Origin of the sequence: Proteus sp. STS61-E (assembly GCF_040932335.1) — a bacterium.
Taxonomy (GTDB): Bacteria; Pseudomonadota; Gammaproteobacteria; order Enterobacterales; family Enterobacteriaceae; genus Proteus; species Proteus mirabilis_B.
The window spans coordinates 335,642-359,216 of record NZ_JBFQGE010000001.1 but is presented as its reverse complement, the minus strand read 5'-3'; the positions used below and the strand labels follow the sequence as shown (position 1 = coordinate 359,216).

Below are 23,575 nucleotides of genomic sequence, written 5' to 3'. Positions count from 1 at the left end.
TACCGTTAATCATATAGGATTTTATCTATACTATTTAGCAAACCAATTCCCTATACTAGACCTATATTTTATAAATCAAAATGTAGCTTGAATACATATACTCTAAATAATTCAAGTGCCGCTAGGAGCATACACAAGTATGCGACTAGTGCGAATGAGCCTAGTCAACAACGCTACGACTTGAAGTATGACGAATACATAACATGGACGGTCTTATGAAATCACAACTACTCCTTATCACCTTTTCCCTTTATGCAGTTTCCTCATTTTCAGCAATCGCGGCTTCAACTCAATGCACCGATATTGAAAAACAAACCAATATTGCCAATAACGATATTATATTGCTCAGTTCTTATAACGGTCCGGTTAAATCAGTCACGATGACAAGCACCATCCCCCATGACGGCCGTTTTAAAGCATTTAAAGGTGAAATTCACTTTGATGAGTGTGGAAAGTTATTAAAAGATAGCACATCAATGCAGGAGTACTTTGAAGGTAATGTAGAAACTAATTTAATAAGAACATTACCTAATAACCCTTCTGTTATCCGATATCAATTCCAGAGAAAAAATGCCTACGGCTCACACTCTATCTATATGCAAGAAACCTATCATAAAGATGAGCAGAACCGGTTCAACAAAAAAGTAATTCAATATTACTCAAATGATGGCGCTTTACTGGATACAGTCACCAGCCAATTCGACTATAAAGACGGGCGTATTATTAAAGAAACTAGCAAATCGTCTGATCCTACAACTAAGATTATCACAACAGAGTACAGCTATAATCCTCAAGGAAAACTACAATCCGTAATAGAAGACGGCAAAATAAATGTAGAGTATCAATATGATCCTGAAGGAAAAGTTGTAACTCAATCAAACTATATCAAAGGCATTAATGGAGAAGATAAAGCCTTTATCACTACTTGCCTTGAATGGGACAAATTTGCTAATTGTTCAAAAGAAGAACTTGAGAGTACGATTAAATTTGATGATGAGGTGGTAAATTTTAGTAAGGCTATGCTTCATAACGAGTTTATTTACTACGAATAATATTTATATTATGTTTTTTATATCAAATTTAAGTTGATAATATAAAAATCAGACTATCAAAAATAGACTGGTTTTTATATTTATTACATATATTCTTATCTATAGTTAGTATCTATCGTTAGATACCCCCTCGTGATACTTTCATTAAAAAACAATTTGTGTAAAACTACTTAAATCAATTAATGATGAATATGCTTTATCGCATGTTCTCTTTTAATAAAATTTAAGATGGTTCATTATATGAAATTTCCATTATTTTTTATTTTTTCTTTATGCACACTTTTTATTACATTTCCTGCTTCTGCGATATCAACATCTTGTGAGCAATCACAAAAACAAGTGAATGCATCTAACAATATGTTCATAATGATTGATTTCAATTATGGCCCAATAAAAACAATTATCACCACCAGCAAATTACCTGAAAAAGGCCGACTTAAAGCCTTTAAAGGAGAGGCTCAATTTGATGAATGTGGCGTTCTTACTAAATATGATTTTTCTACACAAGAATATATTCATGAACATATTGAGACAAATCTTTTAAGAATGTCTACACCTTATAACATTAAGTATAAATATCAGTTAAAAAATAGACATAGAATACAATCTCTTTATCTAGTTGAATTTTATGGAAAAAATAATCAAAATCAGTTAATAGATAAAACATCTCATTTTTATGATGATGATGGCTCATTAATTGGCACTGACTTTGCTGAATTAACATACAATAATAAAAAAATTGTAGCAGAAACAATTATTAAATCCACGGCTGAAAATCAAGGCAATTCAATTAAATATTATTATGATGAACAAGGGCGTCTTTTAAAAGCGATGGATCATAGTGACGTTATATTAGAATTTAATTATGATAAAGATGGTCGAATTTTGCGCCAGATGCAAATATTTACCAGTCTATATGATGATATAAGAGAATATGACAACACCTGTCGAGAATGGGATAAATATAATAATTGCTTAATCTGGGATATGGTAAGTGAAGTAAGAAAAGATGATAAATTAATCGACACTAGTACTGCCACTGTCTACCATGAATATGAATATTATGAATAAGTTACCAGTGTTAAAAATTTAAAATCACACTCTATTTTTAGTTTATTATGATATTACATAACAAAGGCCACCTTATTAAATAAAGTGGCCTTTTATTTATCTAATTTTCTATATTTTATTATGTATTCTGATATTGAGTTTCGGCTTCATCAAAGCGTTGTTGGTTTTCTTTGCTTGGCTCTTTACCCATTAAACTAATAACAACGATAGCGATAGAGGCAAAGATAAAACCAGGAATAATTTCATATAAACCAAACCATTTATATTGCATCCACACTAACACGGTCAAAGCACCAATCAACATTCCGGCAAAAGCACCATTACGGGTCATACGTTTCCACAGAACAGAAATGAGGATCACAGGACCAAAGGCGGCACCAAAACCTGCCCACGCGTTACTGACTAAATCAAGCACCTTATTGTTAGGATCACGCGCTAAGAAGATGGCAATAATCGCAACTAATAACACCATGCCACGCCCTACCCAAACTAGCTCTTTTTGGCTCGCACTTTTGCGAATAAATGGTTTGTATAAATCTTCAGTTAACGCACTTGCACAGACTAATAATTGACAGCTTAGTGTACTCATTACCGCCGCTAAAATTGCAGATAATAAAATACCAGCAATCCACGGATTAAAGAGCAGTGAAGCCAGCTCCATAAAGATACGTTCATTTTTAGCCGTTACAGCACCCGCTTGTGCTGGATTCATTTCAAAGTAAGCAATACCAAAGAATCCAACCGCAACAGTTCCTCCTAAACAGAGGATCATCCACGTCATACCAATACGGCGAGCTTTACGAATAGTTTGGTTAGAATCAGCCGCCATAAAACGTGCAAGGATATGAGGTTGTCCAAAATAACCTAATCCCCATGCCAATAATGAAATAATGGCAATAAAATCAAGTCCTTTAAACATATCCAAATAAGATGGATCTTTCGCTTTAATGATAGCAATAGAAGTATCAATGCCACCTACTGAGAAAATAACAATAATAGGTGTCAAGATAAGAGCAAAAATCATTAACGTTGCCTGAACAGTATCAGTCCAACTTACAGCAAGAAAACCACCTAAAAAAGTATATGCAATCGTTGCAAGTGCACCATAAATCATCGCTTCGTGATAAGGAATATGGAATGTAGATTCAAACAACATTCCACCAGCAACTACACCTGATGCACAATAAATAGTAAAGAAAGTAAGAATAACAAGTGCTGAAATGATACGTAGCATTTTGCTTTTATCATCAAAACGCGATGTCAAATAATCGGGTAACGTTAATGCATTATTGTTTTTCTCAGTTTGCAAACGTAAACGCCCAGCAACTAAACGCCAGTTTAGCCACGCACCTAAACAAAGCCCGATAGCTATCCAACTTTCTGAAATACCGGCGAAAAAAACCACGCCCGGTAATCCCATCAATAACCAGCCGCTCATATCTGAAGCACCCGCTGAAAGCGCAGTAACAACACTGCCCAGTCGCCGACCGCCAAGAATATAATCATCAAAGTTTTTTGTTGAACGATAAGCAAGGTAGCCAATAAAAAGCATACCCAAGATATAGATCGTAAATGTAATTAGCATTGGCGAAGTTAAGGCCATAATTGCAGTTCTCCATAAATCTGTTTCCGATCATCGGTATGCTTTTGACTTGTACAGGAACGTTGCACTTCGTTGCGCATTAATGATCTTTTCAGTTTTTAATTAAAATAATTTCTTACAGCAACAGATAAAGCATTCACATCAATCCTAGAATAGGTTAACTGCATTTAACAAGAAATTAACGTTTAAATGTTTAAATTTTGTTTATGACTTCACACTATTTGTCTTAATTAGAAGACACATTATAAATGTAAACATCAATAAGATAAATATAATTTATTGATTTATATATAAATATATAGAAAAAATAAATTACACTATTTTTAATCACTCACAAAACCTGACTACTTTCACATTATTTATAAATAAATTGTTAACAATGTTGCACAAAGTTGCAACATGAATGATATTAATAAAAATAACGGGTAACTGTACTTGTGAATTAGAAATAGAATATGAGGAGCACTGCATGAGTAGCACAACAATGGGTGTTAGACTTGATGAAGAAACCCGCAATAGACTAAAAGAAGCTGCACAGAAATTAGATAGAACATCGCATTGGTTAATTAAGCAGGCTATTTTCGATTATCTAGAACAAATCGAAAATGATCAGGTTAATCTTGGTAACTCAACATTTGCAGAACAAGATATTGATGAAAGCACTGAAATATCAACCGCTCATTATCAGCCATTCTTAGAGTTTGCTGAACATATTCATCCGCAATCTGTTCTACGCTCAGCAATTACTTCTGCATATCGGACACCTGAAACACAAGCTGTACCTATGTTATTGCAACAAGCGACATTACCTGAAAATGAAGCCCAAGCAACGCATAAATTAGCCTATTCCATCGCCGAAAAATTACGCAAACAGAAAAATGGTGTTGGACGCTCAGGGCTGGTTCAAGGTCTATTACAGGAATTCTCACTTTCTTCACAAGAAGGTGTCGCCTTAATGTGTTTAGCAGAAGCTTTATTGCGTATTCCTGATAAAGCCACTCGTGATGCACTTATCCGCGATAAAATCAGTCATGGAAACTGGCGCTCACACTTGGGACAAAGCCAATCTATGTTTGTGAACGCGGCAACATGGGGCTTATTATTCACAGGCAAATTAGTTTCAACCCATAATGAAGAAAAGCTATCTAACTCTTTAAATCGCATCCTCACCAAAAGTGGCGAGCCATTAGTTCGTAAAGGCGTTGATATGGCGATGCGTTTAATGGGCGAGCAATTTGTTACCGGTGAGACTATTTCTCAAGCACTCGCAAATGCACGCAAACTTGAAGAAAAAGGCTTTAGCTACTCTTATGACATGTTAGGAGAAGCCGCATTAACAGAGAAAGATGCACAAGATTATCTAGTCTCTTATCAACAAGCCATCCACGCAATTGGTAAAGCCTCTAATGGCAGAGGTATTTATGAAGGCCCTGGAATATCTATCAAGCTTTCAGCATTACATCCTCGTTATAGCCGTGCTCAATATGAGCGTGTTATGTCTGAGCTTTACCCTCGCCTACTCTCATTAACATTACAAGCAAAGCAATACGATATTGGTATTAATATCGATGCAGAAGAAGCAGATAGACTTGAGATTTCACTCGATCTACTTGAGAAACTCTGTTTTGAACCTGAATTAGCAGGTTGGAATGGTATTGGCTTTGTTATTCAGGCTTACCAAAAGCGTTGTCCATTAGTTATTGATTATGTGATTGATTTAGCACGTCGTAGCCGTCGTCGCTTAATGATCCGTTTAGTAAAAGGTGCCTATTGGGATAGCGAAGTAAAACGCGCTCAAATTGATGGCCTTGAAGATTATCCTGTCTATACTCGCAAAGTGTATACCGATGTCTCTTACCTTGCCTGTGCGAAAAAACTACTCGCATCACCTAATTTTATTTATCCACAATTTGCTACACATAATGCGCACACACTGTCAGCAATTTATCATTTAGCGGGTCAAAACTATTACCCCGGACAATACGAGTTCCAGTGTTTACACGGTATGGGTGAACCACTTTATGCTCAAGTTGTTGGTAAAATTGCAGACGGAAAACTAGGTCGACCTTGTCGTATTTATGCGCCCGTAGGGACTCATGAAACATTACTTGCCTATTTAGTGCGTCGCTTACTTGAAAATGGGGCTAATACGTCATTTGTAAACCGAATTGCTGATACCACAATTTCTCTTGATGAATTAGTGGCAGATCCGGTCAAAGAAGTGAATAGAATGGCTCAAGCCGAAGGCCAAGTTGGGCTTTCTCATCCTAAAATTCCGCTTCCTCATAAACTGTATGGTGATGAACGTAAAAACTCACCGGGCATTGATATGTCAAACGAACATCGCTTGGCATCACTTTCTAGTGCCTTATTAACATCAGCAACTGAAAATATACATTGCGAACCTTTATTAGGTGATACGTTTAATTCTTCAGAAAAAACACAAGAACCTCAATCTGTGTTAAATCCAGCCAATCATGCTGATATTGTCGGTACAGTAAGAGAAGCAACAGAAGCCGAGGCAGATTTTGCCTTAACCATTGCTCAAGAAAAAGGTGAAATCTGGTTTGCTACACCACCAGCGCAAAGAGCTTCATTTTTGATCCGTGCTGCGGAGTTAATGGAACAACAAATGGGCCCTCTTATGGGAATACTCGTGCGCGAAGCAGGTAAAACTTACAGTAATGCGATTGCTGAAGTCCGCGAAGCCATTGATTTTCTCTACTATTATGCGGCTCAAGTCGCTCAAGACTTTGATAATAATACACATCGACCTTTAGGGCCTGTAGTTTGTATCAGCCCTTGGAACTTCCCATTAGCTATCTTCAGCGGACAAATTGCGGCAGCTTTAGCAGCAGGTAATACCGTTCTAGCAAAACCCGCAGAGCAGACACCTTTAATAGCATCAAAAGCCGTTGCGCTTTTCCATCAAGCAGGTGTTCCTTCTTTTGCACTACAACTGCTACCGGGACAAGGTGAAACCATTGGTGCACGCTTAGTGGCTGATGAGCGTGTTCGAGGTGTGATGTTTACAGGTTCTACGGATGTTGCTCATATTTTACAAAAGACCTTAGCGGGTCGATTAGACAGCGAAGGTCGCCCAGTGCCTTTAGTAGCAGAAACGGGTGGCTTAAATGCTATGATTGTTGACTCATCTGCATTAACAGAGCAAGTGGTAACTGATGTAATGGCATCCGCTTACGATAGTGCTGGTCAACGTTGTTCTGCTTTACGTCTGTTATGTATTCAAGAAGAAGTGGCTGAGAGTACTATCGAGATGCTTAAAGGTGCGATGGCTCAAGCAACAATGGGTGATCCAAGCTTACTATCTACAGACATTGGTCCTGTTATCGATAAAGAAGCAAAATCAGGCATAGAAAAACATATTCAATCTATGCGTACAACTGGCTTCGAGATTTATCAAGCATCACACAATAGTTTGTCAAAACACGCTGAAAGTAACAGCACCTTTGTTCCACCGACTTTAATTGAATTAGATAAAGTCAGTTCATTGAAGAAAGAAATCTTTGGCCCTGTGTTGCATGTTGTACGTTATGCAAGCCAAGATTTGCCAGCATTACTAGAAGAGATTAATGCAACCGGATACGGGTTAACAATGGGCGTTCATACACGTATTGATGAAACCATTGCTTATGTTGCCTCAAATGCCAAAGTCGGAAATTTATACGTTAACCGTAATATGGTCGGCGCAGTTGTGGGTGTTCAGCCTTTTGGTGGTGAAGGATTATCGGGTACGGGTCCGAAAGCAGGCGGCCCTGTTTATCTATATCGCTTATTATCTAAACGCCCTGAAAATGCCGCAACGCAAACATTAGCACGCCAAGATGAAACACTTCCTCTTGATACTTCTATGCGTAATACGTTATTACAGACTTATCATAAGTATATGGAATGGCTATCAAACAAAGCGGATAAAGCACACTATGAAGCTTTAGAGAAATATGCCCTTGCATCACAAGCAGGAACACTGCGTGTATTACCGGGCCCTACTGGCGAACGCAATACTTATCAATTAGTCCCTTGTGGTAATGTGTTGTGTATTTCAGATAACGAGCAAGATGCATTGACTCAAATTGCCGCTGTTCTCGCTTCTGGTTGTCATGCTGTTGTGGTTAATAACCCATTCTCACAAAAAACATATCGTGAATTACCTGATATTGTCAGAAAAGCCATTACATTGACTGAAAACTGGAATGATGAGTCACTGAAAATAAATGCGGTGATTTACCATGGTGATGGTGACCAATTACGTGAAACTTGCCAGAAAATTGCTCAACGCAAAGGAGCTATAATTTCTGTTCAAGGATTCTCTCGTGGTGAAACAGGTATATTGTTAGAGCGTTTACTACATGAAAGAGCATTAAGCATTAATACAGCAGCAGCTGGAGGTAATGCAAGCTTAATGACGATTAGTTAATTTCCCCTTCTCTTTCTCTCCTTGTCTTTGAGACCACCTTTAAAGTCTATTTTCTTAAAGGTGGTTTTTTATTTTGCTACCCTATTATTTCTAAAGAGATAGTTAAAAGTGTTATTTTTTTTAATGCTGTGACTGTTCTCACTCTTTTTATATTTATTATTCGCGACGAATTAGTTTAGTAAATATACTTACGTCCAAGTCAACCTAGAAGTTGATTTAATTATATCTTTATGAATACCTGAAACTTGCGCCCCACTGTGGGCGCTTTTTTTATCTATTGATGCAATTTACTCAGTACAACATTGCTTTTCATCGTTGATAGATAAATTTAGAAATAAAAAAGAAATTGAGTAAGAAAAAATAGGAAGGATTTAGAATTAATAGAAAAGAAAAAGGAGCAGGCTAGGCTACTCCTTTTAAGGTCTCTCTTGAGCGCAATTAGTGACTGCTACTCATTGATGGGGGCTCTTGGCACCAATCAAGATATTGCTCGTACTTACGTAGTGCAATATTGTAGTTACTAAATGCAGAGGGAGTGAGCTTTTTACTCAAGTCTGACTGAATTTTCTCTGTCGTAAACTCTTGACGAGGAAAATTAGTTGAAGTCAGTAATTCATCGAGCCGACGTAAACGAACCACATACTCACGAACAGTACTGTGGCTCATCTCCGTTTGTTCAAACAAATACTGCTTAAAAGACATAATGTCAAAGTAGTCAGTTTCACTATTACAGTAAATCTCACTACAAAAACGGCATAGCGCAGAGAACTTCTCTTGTAACGTTTCCCACGTTTCATCATCAACTAAATCCGTCATTTCAGAAATGGCTTCTTTATTGATAACTTGGCGATTGAATACGAGAGAGATCCGATCAAGCGCCTTGTGGCAATGTAGACAATGAGTCTGGCTGTGTTTATAGTCTTTAATGTAACGGCTTAGCGGCCGTTTCTTTTGTGTTGAAACAGACATAAGAGATAAAGCCCTGTGTTGTAGTCTTAATAAACAAAAACAAAAATAAGCAAAACTTCTATTTCTCTGGGTTTAAGCGTGCTCGCAGCCTTTTTATGGCTTGGCTGTGTAGCTGGCTCACGCGGGATTCCCCGACATTAAGCACTGCGCCTATTTCTTTCAAATTAAGTTCTTCCTGATAATACAGAGTAAGAACCATTTTTTCCCTTTCGGGAAGCAATTCTATCGCGTCTATGACTCTTTGGCGAATATCACTTTCTAATAACATCTGTAATGGATTGTCATCATGATCTTCGTCTTGAGACGGTTCACAGCTTTCACCGTAAATTTCATGCCATTCGTCATAAGAGAACAATTGGCTGTTATTCGTATCCAATAGGATCTGCCGGTATTCTGCTAACTCAATCTGCAAATGATCAGCAACTTCCTGTTCTAATGGTGGTCGTCCTAGATCCTGCTCTAATTGATGAATAGAATGCGTTACTTCTCTTGCATTGCGACGCACACTACGTGGCGCCCAATCTCGACTGCGCAGCTCATCTAACATAGAGCCACGGATACGTTGAACAGCATAAGTGGTAAAGGCAGCACCTTGCATTGAGTCATAACGCTCAACGGCATTTAGCAGCCCAATTCCACCTGCTTGCAAAAGATCATCCAATTCAACACTCGCAGGTAACTTGACCTGTAATCGTAATGCTTCATGGCGAACCAACGGGACATATCGCTCCCAGAGGCTATTTTTGTCCATCACGCCTTCGGCGGTATACAAATCACTCACAACAAAAGACACCTTTGGATAAAAGACCGGAAACCATTATCTGGCGAAATAGATTTAGCAATCGGCTGAACAGTGAAGCAAAAGCGCCTCTTTTTCACCTATGCCAAATTTTCAGCAAAAGTTGGGTTTTCATTGATAAATTAATTTGTCATTGCATTACGAGAACTACTTTACCTTAAAACACTCGGTCTTAATCCTTAGAAAAACCGTTAATTAAATTGATATTTTATCTCATTAAAAGAAATCAACGCATTGAATATGCATTCTGTTCATAAAAAAATAACATATAAATCATAGTATTTTATTTTGTGAGATTTTAGCGTCTAATTGGCGAGTTAAAATACTCATAAATGATTAATTAAAAAAACGATTGTTTTGATGAAAAAAACACCCACTACAAAAATTGCAGTGGGTATCAATTGAGGATTATTTAAAGAGAAGATTAACGTAATAAAGAAAGAACAGACTGTGGAACTTGGTTTGCTTGAGCCAATACTGAAGTACCTGCTTGTTGCAGAATTTGTCCACGGCTCATATTTGATACTTCTGTTGCATAATCCGCATCTAAAATACGGCTACGGGAAGCCGATAAATTATTCACAGTGTTATTTAAATTATTAATAGTAGATTCAAAACGGTTTTGTACCGCACCTAATTTAGAACGAGCTTCATCAACTTTATTAATTGCACTATCTAATGTTGCAAGTGCATCATCATTTACAGTGAGTGTTTTTACATCAACACCCGCATTGGCAGTAAATTCGTTAGCTGTTACTGCCGATGTTGTTTTTATGCCTATTTCATTATTTGAAGTACCTGTTAATTCAAGATCAGATGCTGAAACCAAATAATCTTTTGCACCATCATTAAAAATATACTTATCTTTAACTTCTTTACCATCTTCCTTATAGGTAGATAAAGTAGAACCACTCTTGATCGATGTAGCACCCGTTAAAATTTTACCAAGATCCGCTGTTGGCACAGCAGCCCCCGCTTCAGTCACACCTTTTTTAGTCGTTGTTTCGGTATATAACTTATCGTTCCCAACCCCTAAAGTATCATTATCAATTTTATCCAATTTAAATTTAATCGTTTCTTTATCATTGGTACCGACTTGGATGGTCATTTCGGTATCACCATTCAATACTTTCACACCATTGAATTGGGTTTGCTCAGAAATACGATCAATTTCCGCAAAACGTTCAGTGACTTCATTTTGAATAGAACTAATATCTGAATTTGAATTAGTACCATTTTTAGCTTGAACGGTCAGTTCACGAATGCGTTGTAAATTATTATTAATTTCATTTAATGCCCCTTCAGTGGTTTGAGCAACTGAAATACCATCATTTGAATTACGAGAGGCTTGTGTTAAACCATTTATATTTGAAGTAAAACGGTTAGCTATCGCTTGACCTGCGGCATCATCTTTTGCGCTATTGATACGTAGACCAGAAGATAAACGCTCAATAGCTGAGCCTAAAACACCTTGTGATTTATTTAAATTATTTTGAGTCACTAAAGACAGGTAATTGGTATTAATAACTTGTGCCATACGATATTCCTTCGACTTGATTTTAAAAATTTTTTCATGAATAGGTTTGTTATTACGCCACGGTAATAACGTTGCCTAAACACTATCGTCATCAATTTCGAGGGTTTTACGGTTTTTGGCGTCGCGAAAATAGCAATAAAAGCCAGTCAGTTAATTTTTAAGAACTTATTGATTTAAAAGAAAAGAAAATTAAATTGAGAAAAAAATAAAAACTAAAAAAGAGTGGGTTTAAAGATAAAACACAAAAAACAAAAAAAGGTCCTCTTGCGAGGACCTTTTGGATATAGAAAGGTATCTTTTGTGTCAGTGTACGAATTAACGTAACAGAGACAGAACTGATTGTGGTACTTGGTTTGCTTGAGCAAGTACTGAAGTACCAGCTTGTTGCAGGATTTGACCACGGCTCATGTTAGAAACTTCTGTTGCATAGTCAGCATCTAAGATACGGCTACGTGAAGCAGATAAGTTGTTAACAGTGTTGTTCAGGTTGTTGATAGTAGATTCAAAACGGTTTTGAATCGCACCTAATTTAGAACGGCTTTCATCAATTTTGTTGATAGCTTCGTCTAAAGTAGCCAGAGCGTCTTCTTTAACATCTAAAGTTTTAACGTCTTTACCTGCAACATCAGTAAATTCGTTACCAGCAACAGCTGAAGTTGCTTTTAAGTTGATTTGAGTAGCTGTAGTACCATCAGCTTCGAAGTCAGAAGCAGAAACTAAGTAACTTTTACCGCCTTCAGTTGCAACGAATTTATCAGCAACAACTACGCCGTCTTCTTCGTATTTCTTAACGGTTAAACCACCTTTCAGTGCAGTACCACCAGCAACACCTAGGTCAGCAAGAACAGCATCAGTAGCACTTGCTTTCTTTTCGCCTTTGTTTACTGTTGTTTCTGTGAATAGTTTGTCACTTGAAACACCTAAAGTACCGTTATCAATTTTATCTAAGTTAAATTTGATAACTTCTTTATCGTTAGTACCAACTTGGATAGTCATTTCTGACTTCTCACCGCTCAGTACTTTAACGCCGTTGAACTGAGTTTGTTCAGAGATACGGTTGATTTCTGCTAAACGCTCAGTAACTTCGTTTTGGATTGAAGTGATGTCTGAGTTAGAGTTAGTACCGTTTTTAGCTTGAACTGTTAACTCACGGATACGTTGTAAGTTGTTGTTGATTTCGTTCAGAGCGCCTTCAGTAGTTTGAGCGATAGAGATACCATCGTTCGCATTACGTGAAGCTTGAGTTAAACCATTTACGTTTGAAGTGAAACGGTTAGCGATCGCTTGACCCGCTGCATCGTCTTTAGCGCTGTTGATACGCAGACCAGAAGACAGACGCTCGATTGCACTTCCTAAAGCTCCCTGAGATTTGTTCAGGTTGTTTTGAGTTACCAGAGATAGATAGTTGGTATTAATGACTTGTGCCATAGCTAGATTCCTTTAAAATCAAGTCGATAAAATAAAAGTTTGCCTATTCATTTACGGTGTCAATCACCGGCAACAAGTTTATCGGCACCCCACATACAACCTTTAACTTTTCCTACAAATATTTCTGCGATTTTTTATAGAATTAATATCAAGTTGATGATAAATAAGAAAATTAATTTATTATTTTTTTATTAAATTTTTATCAAATTTTATCTCAAGCCATTTTTCAGTGATCAAAATTCGACTTTGGTCATCAATAGCAATAAAAGGCTTCTATATGGCAGCCTGTTTAAGTCATCAAAAATACCAAATAGACGTAAACTTTTCGCCGATTCTACCGATAACGCTTTTTGAGGATTATTTTACGAACACAGAAAGGAGACCGGTATGGCTGGTATTGCTTCACTAGGCGTGGGCTCAGGGATGCCTCTTAGCCAAACATTGGCACAATTAGAGGCGGCGGAAAATAAACGCCTTGAACCCCTTGATAAACAGATGAAAAGCTACGAAGCGCAAATTACCGCTTACGGTAAAATTCGTAGCCAACTTGACAAATTGCAGAAAGCGTCAGAAAACTTAAAGAAATTTGACGAAATTGTTGCAACCAAAGTCGATGATGAGTTTGATGCATTTAAAGTGACGACGGATGGTAAAGCCAGTATTGGTAACTATACCGTATCCGTTAAAGAGCTTGCTCATGCGCAAACATTGAAATCAAAAGCGGTAAGTGATGTAAAAGTACCTATTGGAAAAACATTAGGAGAAGGTAATAAACGTACCTTAGTAATTACCCAACCTGGTGAAAAAAAACCTTTACGTATTGAGTTAACTGACGATCAAACCTCTATGATTGAATTGCGTGACGCAATCAATAAAAAAGAGGGTAATGTTTCTGCCACTATAGTTAAAGCAAAAGATGGCGTTAACCACTTAGTACTGACTTCTCGTAAAGAAGGTACAGAGTCAGAAATGACCGTTACAGTGGAAGGCGATGACGAACTCAATGATTTCATTAGCTACTCTTCAAGCAGTAAAAGTGGCGCAATGCAAGAGATCGTTCCTGCAAATAATGCCAAATTAACGATTAATGGTATTGAGATTGAGCGTCAAACTAATGAGATTAAAGATGCTCCAGAAGGGATCATTTTAAACCTTAAGAAAAAGACTGACGATAATAAAGACGCCGTTGATAAGCCTGAAATAGTGACTGTTGCTCGTGATATTGAGCCAATGAAAAAAGCTATCCAAGCTTGGACTGACGCTTATAACGAGTTAAACAGCACCTATAAATCTCTGACTAAATATACTCAAGTAGAGAAAGGTGAAGCGGCATCTAAAGATAATGGTGTATTGCTCGGTGATACCACCAGCCGTATGATTATGTCTGAGCTAAAAAGCTTTGTAACAAGCTCACAAGGCACCTCAGATATGGATACCCTAAATAAAATGGGTATTAAATTTAAGGTTGATGGCTCTTTAGATATCGATAGCAAAAAACTGGATGAAGCGTTAAAAGAAAAACCGGCTAACGTGAAAGAGTTTTTTATGGGTGATGGTAAAGAAACTGGTTTTGGTACTCAAACCTATAATTACCTGAAAAAAACCCTGCAATCTAATGATGGTACTTTAGATATTGCCACTGATGGCGTGAAAAAACGCAAGAAAACATTAGATAGCCAAATTAAAAACACGGAACGTAATATTGCAGCCACGATGGAACGTTATAAAAACCAGTTCCAACAGTTAGATAAAATGGTTAACTCCATGACTAACTCCAGTGCCTCAATCGGCCGTTTATTAATGTAATTTTTTAAAAGTAGGACACTATGTATCAACAATCAGCCAGTAAAATGTATGCTCAAATCGACGTTGAAAGCGAGATTTTAAATGCCACGCCTTACCAGCTGATCCAGATCCTATTTAATGGGGCGCTTAGCGCCCTTCGCCGTGCATTAATATTAATGGAACAAGGAAATATTGCGGGTAAAGGCGAAAATATTTCTAAAGCCATTAATATTATTGGCAACGGATTAAAACAAGGTCTGGATAAAGAGAAAGGGGGCGAGCTTGCAGAGAATCTGGAGCTCCTTTATGACTATATGGTTAATCAGCTACTCGATGCTAACTTAAAAAATAACCCAGAAAAAATTCATGAAGTCATCAAGCTCTTAACTGAAATTTCTGATGCTTGGCAACAAATCGGCACACAGATTAATTCTTATTAAATTAGAGTGGACAACAATATGGATATTATGGCGGCTTACGAGCAGGTTTTAAAATCAAGTGAGCAAATGTTAACGCTTGCCAAAGATCAGCAATGGGACAAGCTGATAGAAATGGAAATGGATTATTTAAAAAGCGTTGAAAGTATCACTAAGATGATAAAACCAGCTGACGGTGAGCTGAGACTACAACAACGCCTCACGGATATGCTAAAGAAAATCTTAGAAAACGAAAATGAGACGCGAAATTTATTACGGGCTCGTCTAGATGAGCTTGGCGTATTAATAAGACAGACTGAACAAGAGCAGAGGGTACAAAATAGCTATGGTCAGTTTACAGAACATAGTTATTATCCTGATCTCAATCTTAAATAACTCTCCTCTGCGCCAAAAGCGGTTTTATTAGCTAATGGCGTCTTTACTTAGAAAAAGTCACTCTTATTATTCAGCTTAACTTGTTATCGGTAACGTAAAAATTAACGTTTACCTTTTTATATTTTTGTTTTTTGTTTTTTGTTTTTTGTTTTTTGATTACATAAATTGTATAGATTGTACAGATTGCACTAACACCATATCAATATGTGGAATGTTATCTTCAAGATACGTTTCTGAATCGATAACAAAACCATGTGATTGATAAAATGAGACTAAATATGCCTGTGCCATTATTTTTATTGTATGGGTGTTAAATTGACGACACGTAGTTGCAATCGCCTCTTTTATTAACTGATGCGCAATACCACTTCCCCGCTGATTTTGAGCAACAATAACCCGCCCTATTGAAGCTTCTTTAAATGCGATACCTTGCGGCAACAAACGAGCATAAGCAATAAGTTGCTGACTCTCTTCCTCTTTGGCAAATAGGTGTAATGTATTTTGATCTACCCCATCCAGATCTTGATAAGCACATTGCTGTTCACAAATAAAAACCTGATTTCTTAATGCCAAAATAGCGTAAAGCTCATCTGTCGTGAGTTGTGAGAATGATTTTAAAATCCAATTCATGCGCTTTATCCCGCAGTTTAATGTAATAAAAAGTAATAAAAAACAATCAATGATAATGCAATATCATCGACAAGAACTTTGTTTCATCGCTTGGTTGAATATAAAGAGTGAAATAGTAATGTTGATAGTGCGTTTTTATAGTAAAAACGAAGAAGAATAGAGACTCAATACAGGAAAATAGGCAATAAAGCCGTTAATCTAAATACGTTCAGACTCCCCACGAGCCTTGATGACTTCTCTTATAGACTTCAAGAAAGATAATCTTAAAGTCGCTCTAACCCTTTCCACGCTCTATTTTTTACTTCAGTCACTAAAATGGCTGGATTTAAGGTTATTTTTTCTGCAATTGAAAAAGCCAACTCGATAACTTCTTTGTGATCTTTCGTTTCAGTATGGTAATTAAATTCTGCAAGAGGCAGGACATATTTACCTTTCAAACCATCGATCTCTTTTTTAAATCCTTCTTTTACCATCTTTTGTGTTAATAACACATAATCTGCATTTTCAGGATCGGATAACTCAACTCTAACAGTAAACTCAGGCATAGAAACCTCCTACAATCTGTCTATGTCTAATAAAATTCTGTTAGCTCTCGAAAGGAAGTATATTAAATCAACAATCATTTTCCTAGTAAGAAACTGTGATAAATAATGTGATGATGATTAAAATAGAAATCGCCCACTTCACTGTGGGCGACCTATTAGCTCATAAAAATCTGATAAATAATAATTTATTTAATCACATCATAGAGTTGCTGGTTTGATAAATAATCCGCTGTTAAGCCTACTGATGGATTATATTGTACGCCAACGATCTCAGAAAATGCTTTGCCCTCTTTGCCTAATGATACTTTACGCTCGTCTTTACCCGTACTTTCATGGATAGAATAAGTTTTACGACGCATTGCTGTATATTTATCTGCATCATTAGCAATATCGGTGTGATAGCCCGTAATTTGTGCATCCGTTAAAGCTAATTTATTGGCTAAATCACAACCCCAACGAGTTAAACAAACTTCTGCAAAATGACGAACCACTAAACCTGGTGCATATAATGCGTTTTCACCTTCACTACCATCAATAGAAGCATTACCAACTAATGTGGCATGACGTCCTGAAATAGGGAAAATATGCATTTTAGTATCAGCAGCAACGGTTGGGATCACGCATGTAAATCCTTTAGAGCGCTCATCTTTTGCATAAAATCCGACATATTCTTTGACGTTTTTACCAAGCGTCACTTTTTCAGGTTGGAAATTCAGTGGACCTGGAACAGGATCAATCGCAAAAATATTCACAGGAATATCTTTTAATTCAGAGTCTGCCAACATTGCATTCGCTAACATATGGCAAGTAATACCACCACGACTCCAACCCACTAAGTTAACTTGTGTTGGAATAATGCCATCTTTACGGAAGATACGAATAATTTGCTGCTGAAGTTGTTGTTGAGTGACTTGACGATCGCCATAGTCATATTTACGCCATAAAAAAGAGCCTGTTACTTTGACATCTTCAATAGGAATGCCGGCTTTTTTCAGTTGGTTATACTGCTCTTCTGTCAATTTTTCACGTTGCCAATCAAAGTTACCTTTCATTAAGCAAAGTGCATGATTAACATTTTCTTCCCAACCACTACCAAATAGTGAACCTTTGATATCAGAGTAATTAGGGCTTTCAACCCATAAATCATCTTCTTGCAGATTGCCACTACCTGGGCCATCAACAATAAACCACTGTGCAAACTCTCGTCCTTGGTTGTTTTGCGCTAAAGTGGAAACTAATTCGCCTTGCCAAAAGGTCGGATTATTATTATCAAATGAGTTAGAGCCGGTACCACATAAATAAACGGTTAATACTGTCATAGTTTAAATTTCCTTTTATTAATAACTTAAAAATCACAATGATGATTTTTATTTCCTTGTATTGAGCTATTCCTTAGCCCACCAGCACATTAACCATAAGCCTTTTTTTATTCAATTATTAAAAGTAAATTAGTAGAGCTGAGATCACATAATTGAATTTTATTTGAGTAAAAGAAATGAAAAAACTCTATCAGATCAATGTAATTAAATAATATAAATAAACTCTTTATTTTTTATTATCTCTATTAGTAAATCAGCTTATAAATATAGTGCATTAAATAACCAATTTTTAAATTTAAAATAAAAAAAATCCCACATTAATTAAATGCAGGATTTTCTATTAGGTAGAATGTCTTATAAACGATTAAAAGCAACTACTCTCACCGCAGGAATATCAGCTTGTGCCCCTTCGGCAACTTCCTGACATGCTTTATCTAACGCAATATGGGGTGTGATCCCACTTTCTGTTTCTACAATTTTATGTCCGGCGTAGGTATCACCATTTCTGGAACGCACTTTATACGCAATAAACCAATATTCCATATCATCACCGTTTACGTTATTAATCATGTAATTACCATAGCCGTTTATGACCCGCTTTAATGTGATAATAATCAATAATTTTTAGTTTAATAAAATTGTTTTATAAAAAGATTAAAGCAACAGAGGACATTTTAAGCATCACAATCCATTTCTGATTGGATCATTTTCTTTATTTTTACTGCTTTTTCAAAGTGATCCAATTTATGTGTCATAATCCACCATGTTGCAGCTTCCATTAATAATTCAGGGTTGTCATTTTTATTTGCAAAAAAAGCATAAAAAGATAATCCCACGCCCTCTCCTTTGACTGATATTTTATCATTACATATTTGAATTATTTTTTGTTGCAGTGATTTTCTCATATTCTCTCTATTTTTATTTTTCAACATGCCAATAAATAGGATAGAGCAAAGGCCCTATCCATGAAATTTGTTCCATAATTGAATAAGTAACCAAGCAGCAATAACCCAGCAAATCATTGCCGTAGCCAGTGCCGTAAATAATTTTACATAGTTAATCATCACATAAAGTGAAATTAGATAAACCAGATAAGGAATAACAGCCCACAGGCTAAAAATAATGGTGGTGCGTAACGCTTCAATAGAACGTTCAGAGCCAACAATATAGTGTGCAATAAGCGCAAAAGTGGGAAATAGCGGAACCAATCCCGCAATATAGTAATGGCGAGATTTCGATAAAACAGCGATTAATACCACAACAAACGCACCTATCAGCGCTTTAACCAGTAATCCCATTATTTTTTCATCAAGTTATAAAAACCTTACTACTATCATACCTATTTATATTTGTATGTGAGCTAATTTTATTTTTTGTGGTTTAGAATATGATTAAATACGGGTCAGTAGAAAAAGCCCAATAACATTATTGAGCTTTAAAGTGTTTTAAATTTTCTTTAAGCAAATATTAGTCTTTTTGCCAAGAAATATCTTGTTCACTTTCATTTGTTTCCAGTAAAACTAATTCACCCAACTCTGTCGTTTTATAGGTGTTACTTCTATAATGCTTTGTTTTCTTCCCTGTTTCAGGATCTTTTGTAACCCATTCAATATCACCTTCAAAATCCGTTCCTTGGTAATAAGTCGAGAAACGTTTACGCTCACCATCATGCCAACCCACCACAACGACTGAATTGACACCCGCATTTAATGCTTCTAAAGGAAATTCAGACAGCAACAATCCATTACGACCAATATTAACAGAACAATTTTGCCCACCTACAAAAGCGGAACAACTTGCATCAAATCCACTAATTCCGGAATGATCACCAAAAATTGCAGCTGCTTTAAAATTTCCTTCAGAGACAACATTAGCGTTATTTCCAGTTGCTATACCGATACTTCCTTGCGCAAGATCTTGCACCCAAGTATGATCACCCGTTGAGATACCAACTGAATTTTCTGCATTACTATAAATAATGGCTTCATTACCTGTTGTAATAGCAATGGTATTTTTTACTAACGGAGTTCCATTTTCATCTGAATCATAGCCATGAGAAATCTCCGCTTTTTGCCCTGACGAGAAAGTTACTGATTGACTTGAAGCTTCGACAAAACTTTCTTCACCTGTAGTAATAAAAAGTGAATTTTTTCCGTGCTTGATAGTACCTTTATCTTCGTCATATTCAGTGCCTTCATTATCATAAATCTTAGCTTTTTTGCCAGTATGAATAATTTTGGCATCTTCACCAATACAATTAACGATTTGCTCATCTAACGTTAAAATGGCATTTTTACTTTCACCGCTTAAAACAAGCGCTTTATTTGTAGTTACTGTTGTCATAGTAATATCCTTATTTACATTTCCATTATTTAACACACTTAACACTGTTTAAATATACAGTATAATTACTAAATAACAACCTCTATGCTAAATTTCAGAAAATAAAATAACGACAATATAATCAAACAGATAAAAGTAAATAACACATAACATATTCACGATTAGTCAAATAAAGAAAAAATAAAACAGAAAAAAGCGAAAAAAATCTGATGGAAGAACTTTATAAAAAATGTTCAAAGTGATTAGTAACTACGGTTTCATCAAGGCACAGTTAAATCGGAGAGTTAATGCACATCTCAAGAAGTTGGATTGAGCTAAATCTCATTATTTAGCTCAAAAGCAATATAAAGTCGCATTCTTAAGCATCTAAATGTGTTTTCTTTTTTTCTGTTGCCGTTGTTTCTTCTTTATTCTTACAACAATCATGTGAACTGTTTTCGCCATGATGATGTTTATGCATAAAGAGGTGCATTAACGGACAAAGTAATAACATCAAAATAAACCAATTATCTCTTAGAAGTTCCCACATAATCATCTCCTTAAATCACGTTTAAAAAGATGATAGGGCTTACACTAAGAGGAAGGTCTAGTATGGATTTGTTATTTAATCCGTATTTTTGTCAATTGTCTTTCCGCACCTTAATTTGAGCTTCTTCACAATAATTCTCTTTGCAAAATTTAACTTTATCCACCCTTTGCTATACTTTAATTATATTTAAGTATTGTTCACTATAACTCTCTAATAAGATTTAAAAACTTATTTAACATGGAGGTTTCAATGAAAATATTTTTTAAAATATTATTGATGATCTTATTTCTTAATGCCTGTTCTTCATATACACAAATTGATAGCAACAAAAGTGGAGATGTCATTAAGGTTAAATCAGCACTTATCGAAAATGATAATTTATATATTGTTAGTGATTCTACTAATTATCATTTTAAAGGTGGGGCTATCACTGCGTTAAAAAAATTCGCCACATCTAAATATAATGAAAAAGTGATTTATTTTAGTGCTAGCCTAGGAATAATGGGGAATGTTGTTAACGGTAGCTATATGATTTATTTAGATCCTAAAGATTTCACTATAGATGAACTCGATGATCTTGCTAGTACTTATCATTTTTATAGAAGCAACTATCAGTCTAATAATGATGATGAAATGATTAAAAATCAGATACCTAATTATGAAAATAGATTTTTTATTATTGGAAAATTTTATGCTAATGGAGAGATGGTTAATTTATCCAATAAAGATGAATTATTAGAAAAATATTCCTTACCTAAACCCGTTTTTGCCAACGTTAATTATTATTCCAAACATTTAAAGCCATCAGATACATTAAAAACAATCGCAGTAATGCCACTACAAGCGATAAGTCTTATTTTAGTAGCACCACTTTATATTATTCTGCTTAGTGCCCCCTGAACTTCAGGCTATTATCGTTAGGTTTATTTATAAGTATCTTTACTTAAGATGTCAGCTATTGACCAGTTAAAAAAATTGTCCATTGGTGTGTTGAAAGCTTATAAAGCAGATAAAGAATCTAAGATGTATTGGGTAGTCAAAATCTGTAATAACAGATAATTAATCAATGTGATTTCCTATATCTAGGTTTTACACATAGATAGTAATAAATATGAGATAACTATGAAAAAGAAAATGATTATAGGCTGTATGACCTTAATTAGTTTTAGCGTTTGTGCAGAAACCGCTATTTATAACGAACCCGCTCCATTGGGATTAACATGGGGAATGTCATTTAATGATTTTCAGAAGAAAACAAATTTCGTAATAAAACCTATCGATAAATACCCCTCAACCTGTCCAATGACGGCAATAACCTTTGATGAAATTATTGATGGAAAAAAAGAAGGAAATTATAAGGTTTATTTTTATAATAAATTCAAAGAATTAAAGTTTACAGGATTGTATGGCGTCGTCTATAGCTATGAAACAAATGACTTAAATAAATTTAAAGTTAAAGATAATAATATTATCAAAAGTCTTGATTCTCAATATAGCCAATATAAAAAAGTAGTTACTACCAGCAATGGTGAATTTCTTACTTATGATGCAAATAATATTCAACGTGCTTATTTTAGTTCTAGAGATACCATAAACCAGGATCAGAAAGTTCAATACAAGAAAAATGAAGAAGGAAATTATGATATTTCCGTGAGTTACTTCTTTTATCCTGAAATGTACAGTGACGATTTATCAAGAAATATCAAAGAGATCAGAAAACAATGTAATGCATCATTAGAAACTGATTGAAGCTAAAACTTGAAAAGTCGAATGATAAAGGATTGTGCTTACTTTAAAAGAAAATCTAGTATAGATTTTTTATTGAATATACAAAGATATGGCTAGTTCTTAATTAAACCAGCCATATCTAATATTATTCATATTATTGCTGTTCCATAGAATAAAAAATTGAATCGCTTATTTAATAAACACTTTTTATTCGTTTGAAATAGAAAGAGAGATAAAAGAGTGAATTGCTTTAATATAGATGAGCAAAAGCGCACATCAATAAAATGATGTGTTTATCCTTTGTGCACAAATAGGGGCACTCATCACCATAAATAACAGACAATAGTATAAGTATTCGAATGTTTAATTACATTCAAGAACTTATATCATCCATTCAATGATATTGAGCAAGATGCCCCATTCTGTTTTGATTAGGTGTTTCTTTATAGCTATATAAAAGAATAGCTATATAAAAGAAAAGTCACCTTTATCAAATGATAAGGTACTACACCTGCATGCTCATGATTTCTTGATAAGCGGCTACCAGCTTATTGCGCACTTGTACGCCCATTTGTAGTGAGATACTGGATTTTTGCATATCCACCATCACATCGTTTAATTCAACACCCGGTGTACCTAAGGTAAACGCCTGAACTTTGTTGGTTGCATTCATTCGAGTTTCATTAATTTTACCCACGGCTTGAACAAGCTGAGTTGCAAATCCTGCTTGTACTGGCTGGGGTTTCGCAATATTGGATGCTTGCAAAGTCTGGATTTGCATTTTATCCAGAACACTTTCAATAGCTGGAATTGACATATAAACCTCTGCGTTAATCATCTAATTCAATTACTGAATCAATGTCATAGTAAGGAAGTGAACCAACACGCTTACCGAGTTATACCCTAACACAGGGGCTTCATTCCAAAGCGAGTAATTAACGCAAAAGTTAAGGGCTAATTACGCCATTAAATGAAACGCAAAAGGCC

General features: G+C 35.7%; 22 protein-coding genes. 8 read left to right on the top strand and 14 right to left on the bottom strand.

Annotation, left to right across the window (positions count from 1 at the left end; all coding sequences use genetic code 11):
- The first annotated feature begins 203 nt into the window (after positions 1-203).
- A complete protein-coding gene (locus tag AB4J89_RS01740) occupies positions 204-1,052 on the top strand; it encodes a hypothetical protein (RefSeq protein WP_088495246.1) in 849 nt (282 codons plus the stop codon).
- A 240-nt stretch (positions 1,053-1,292) separates the two neighbouring features.
- Positions 1,293-2,123: a hypothetical protein gene (locus tag AB4J89_RS01735; protein ID WP_088495245.1), complete on the top strand. Its 831-nt coding sequence runs from the start codon at positions 1,293-1,295 to the stop codon at positions 2,121-2,123.
- 118 nt (positions 2,124-2,241) lie between these two features.
- Here AB4J89_RS01735 and putP read toward each other — a convergent pair whose 3' ends face one another.
- Positions 2,242-3,726 carry a sodium/proline symporter PutP gene (putP, locus tag AB4J89_RS01730; protein WP_088495244.1) on the bottom strand — a complete coding sequence of 495 codons (1,485 nt, stop codon included), beginning with the start codon at positions 3,724-3,726 and terminating at the stop codon, positions 2,242-2,244.
- A 469-nt stretch (positions 3,727-4,195) separates the two neighbouring features.
- Here putP and putA point away from each other — a divergent pair, with 469 nt between their 5' ends.
- The gene (gene putA, locus AB4J89_RS01725) at positions 4,196-8,164 is read left to right on the top strand and encodes a trifunctional transcriptional regulator/proline dehydrogenase/L-glutamate gamma-semialdehyde dehydrogenase (protein WP_368467880.1); all 3,969 of its coding nucleotides are present in this window, start codon (positions 4,196-4,198) and stop codon (positions 8,162-8,164) included.
- A gap of 438 nt (positions 8,165-8,602) precedes the next feature.
- On the opposite strand, the gene fliZ is transcribed toward putA, so the two are convergent.
- The 4 genes from fliZ to AB4J89_RS01705 form a co-directional block, all read right to left on the bottom strand.
- Positions 8,603-9,133, bottom strand: a complete 531-nt coding sequence (gene fliZ / locus AB4J89_RS01720; RefSeq protein WP_088495242.1) for a flagella biosynthesis regulatory protein FliZ — start codon at positions 9,131-9,133, stop codon at positions 8,603-8,605.
- 58 nt (positions 9,134-9,191) lie between these two features.
- Positions 9,192-9,914, bottom strand: a complete 723-nt coding sequence (locus AB4J89_RS01715; RefSeq protein ID WP_036912728.1) for an RNA polymerase sigma factor FliA — start codon at positions 9,912-9,914, stop codon at positions 9,192-9,194.
- Between the two features lie 442 nt (positions 9,915-10,356).
- Positions 10,357-11,469 carry a FliC/FljB family flagellin gene (locus tag AB4J89_RS01710; protein ID WP_088495241.1) on the bottom strand — a complete coding sequence of 371 codons (1,113 nt, stop codon included), beginning with the start codon at positions 11,467-11,469 and terminating at the stop codon, positions 10,357-10,359.
- 315 nt (positions 11,470-11,784) lie between these two features.
- The gene (locus AB4J89_RS01705) at positions 11,785-12,897 is read right to left on the bottom strand and encodes a FliC/FljB family flagellin (RefSeq protein WP_368467877.1); all 1,113 of its coding nucleotides are present in this window, start codon (positions 12,895-12,897) and stop codon (positions 11,785-11,787) included.
- Between the two features lie 387 nt (positions 12,898-13,284).
- On the opposite strand from AB4J89_RS01705, the gene fliD reads away from it, so the two are divergent.
- From fliD to fliT, 3 genes are read left to right on the top strand one after another with little or no spacing between them, the layout of a single operon-like run.
- Positions 13,285-14,703, top strand: a complete 1,419-nt coding sequence (fliD, locus tag AB4J89_RS01700) for a flagellar filament capping protein FliD (protein ID WP_368467875.1) — start codon at positions 13,285-13,287, stop codon at positions 14,701-14,703.
- 20 nt (positions 14,704-14,723) lie between these two features.
- Positions 14,724-15,122, top strand: a complete 399-nt coding sequence (gene fliS / locus AB4J89_RS01695) for a flagellar export chaperone FliS (protein WP_023581844.1) — start codon at positions 14,724-14,726, stop codon at positions 15,120-15,122.
- Positions 15,123-15,140: 18 nt separating this feature from the next.
- Positions 15,141-15,494 (top strand): flagellar protein FliT, encoded by a 354-nt coding sequence (gene fliT, locus AB4J89_RS01690; RefSeq protein WP_166539701.1) that lies wholly within the window; start codon positions 15,141-15,143, stop codon positions 15,492-15,494.
- A gap of 156 nt (positions 15,495-15,650) precedes the next feature.
- Here the strand turns inward: fliT and AB4J89_RS01685 are convergent, their stop codons facing one another.
- The 8 genes from AB4J89_RS01685 to AB4J89_RS01650 form a co-directional block, all read right to left on the bottom strand.
- Positions 15,651-16,124, bottom strand: coding sequence for a GNAT family N-acetyltransferase (locus tag AB4J89_RS01685; protein WP_088495237.1), 474 nt, complete (start codon positions 16,122-16,124; stop codon positions 15,651-15,653).
- Between the two features lie 263 nt (positions 16,125-16,387).
- Positions 16,388-16,669 (bottom strand): hypothetical protein, encoded by a 282-nt coding sequence (locus tag AB4J89_RS01680; protein WP_075673016.1) that lies wholly within the window; start codon positions 16,667-16,669, stop codon positions 16,388-16,390.
- Positions 16,670-16,854: 185 nt separating this feature from the next.
- Positions 16,855-17,988 (bottom strand): hypothetical protein, encoded by a 1,134-nt coding sequence (locus AB4J89_RS01675; protein WP_368467872.1) that lies wholly within the window; start codon positions 17,986-17,988, stop codon positions 16,855-16,857.
- A 354-nt stretch (positions 17,989-18,342) separates the two neighbouring features.
- A complete protein-coding gene (locus AB4J89_RS01670) occupies positions 18,343-18,558 on the bottom strand; it encodes a hypothetical protein (RefSeq protein ID WP_006533140.1) in 216 nt (71 codons plus the stop codon).
- A 104-nt stretch (positions 18,559-18,662) separates the two neighbouring features.
- Positions 18,663-18,893: a DUF6500 family protein gene (locus AB4J89_RS01665; protein WP_088495235.1), complete on the bottom strand. Its 231-nt coding sequence runs from the start codon at positions 18,891-18,893 to the stop codon at positions 18,663-18,665.
- Between the two features lie 54 nt (positions 18,894-18,947).
- Positions 18,948-19,286: a GlpM family protein gene (locus AB4J89_RS01660; protein WP_368467869.1), complete on the bottom strand. Its 339-nt coding sequence runs from the start codon at positions 19,284-19,286 to the stop codon at positions 18,948-18,950.
- A 169-nt stretch (positions 19,287-19,455) separates the two neighbouring features.
- Complete coding sequence (locus tag AB4J89_RS01655) at positions 19,456-20,331, bottom strand: hypothetical protein (RefSeq protein WP_368467867.1); 876 nt, start codon at positions 20,329-20,331, stop codon at positions 19,456-19,458.
- Between the two features lie 358 nt (positions 20,332-20,689).
- Complete coding sequence (locus AB4J89_RS01650; RefSeq protein ID WP_201161568.1) at positions 20,690-20,860, bottom strand: DUF2933 domain-containing protein; 171 nt, start codon at positions 20,858-20,860, stop codon at positions 20,690-20,692.
- A gap of 249 nt (positions 20,861-21,109) precedes the next feature.
- Here AB4J89_RS01650 and AB4J89_RS01645 point away from each other — a divergent pair, with 249 nt between their 5' ends.
- Together AB4J89_RS01645 and AB4J89_RS01640 are read left to right on the top strand one after the other, a co-directional pair.
- Positions 21,110-21,760, top strand: a complete 651-nt coding sequence (locus AB4J89_RS01645; protein ID WP_368467865.1) for a hypothetical protein — start codon at positions 21,110-21,112, stop codon at positions 21,758-21,760.
- Positions 21,761-21,982: 222 nt separating this feature from the next.
- Positions 21,983-22,609, top strand: a complete 627-nt coding sequence (locus AB4J89_RS01640) for a hypothetical protein (protein ID WP_368467863.1) — start codon at positions 21,983-21,985, stop codon at positions 22,607-22,609.
- Positions 22,610-23,093: 484 nt separating this feature from the next.
- On the opposite strand, the gene fliE is transcribed toward AB4J89_RS01640, so the two are convergent.
- The gene (fliE, locus tag AB4J89_RS01635; protein ID WP_072068509.1) at positions 23,094-23,405 is read right to left on the bottom strand and encodes a flagellar hook-basal body complex protein FliE; all 312 of its coding nucleotides are present in this window, start codon (positions 23,403-23,405) and stop codon (positions 23,094-23,096) included.
- Positions 23,406-23,575 lie beyond the last annotated feature (170 nt).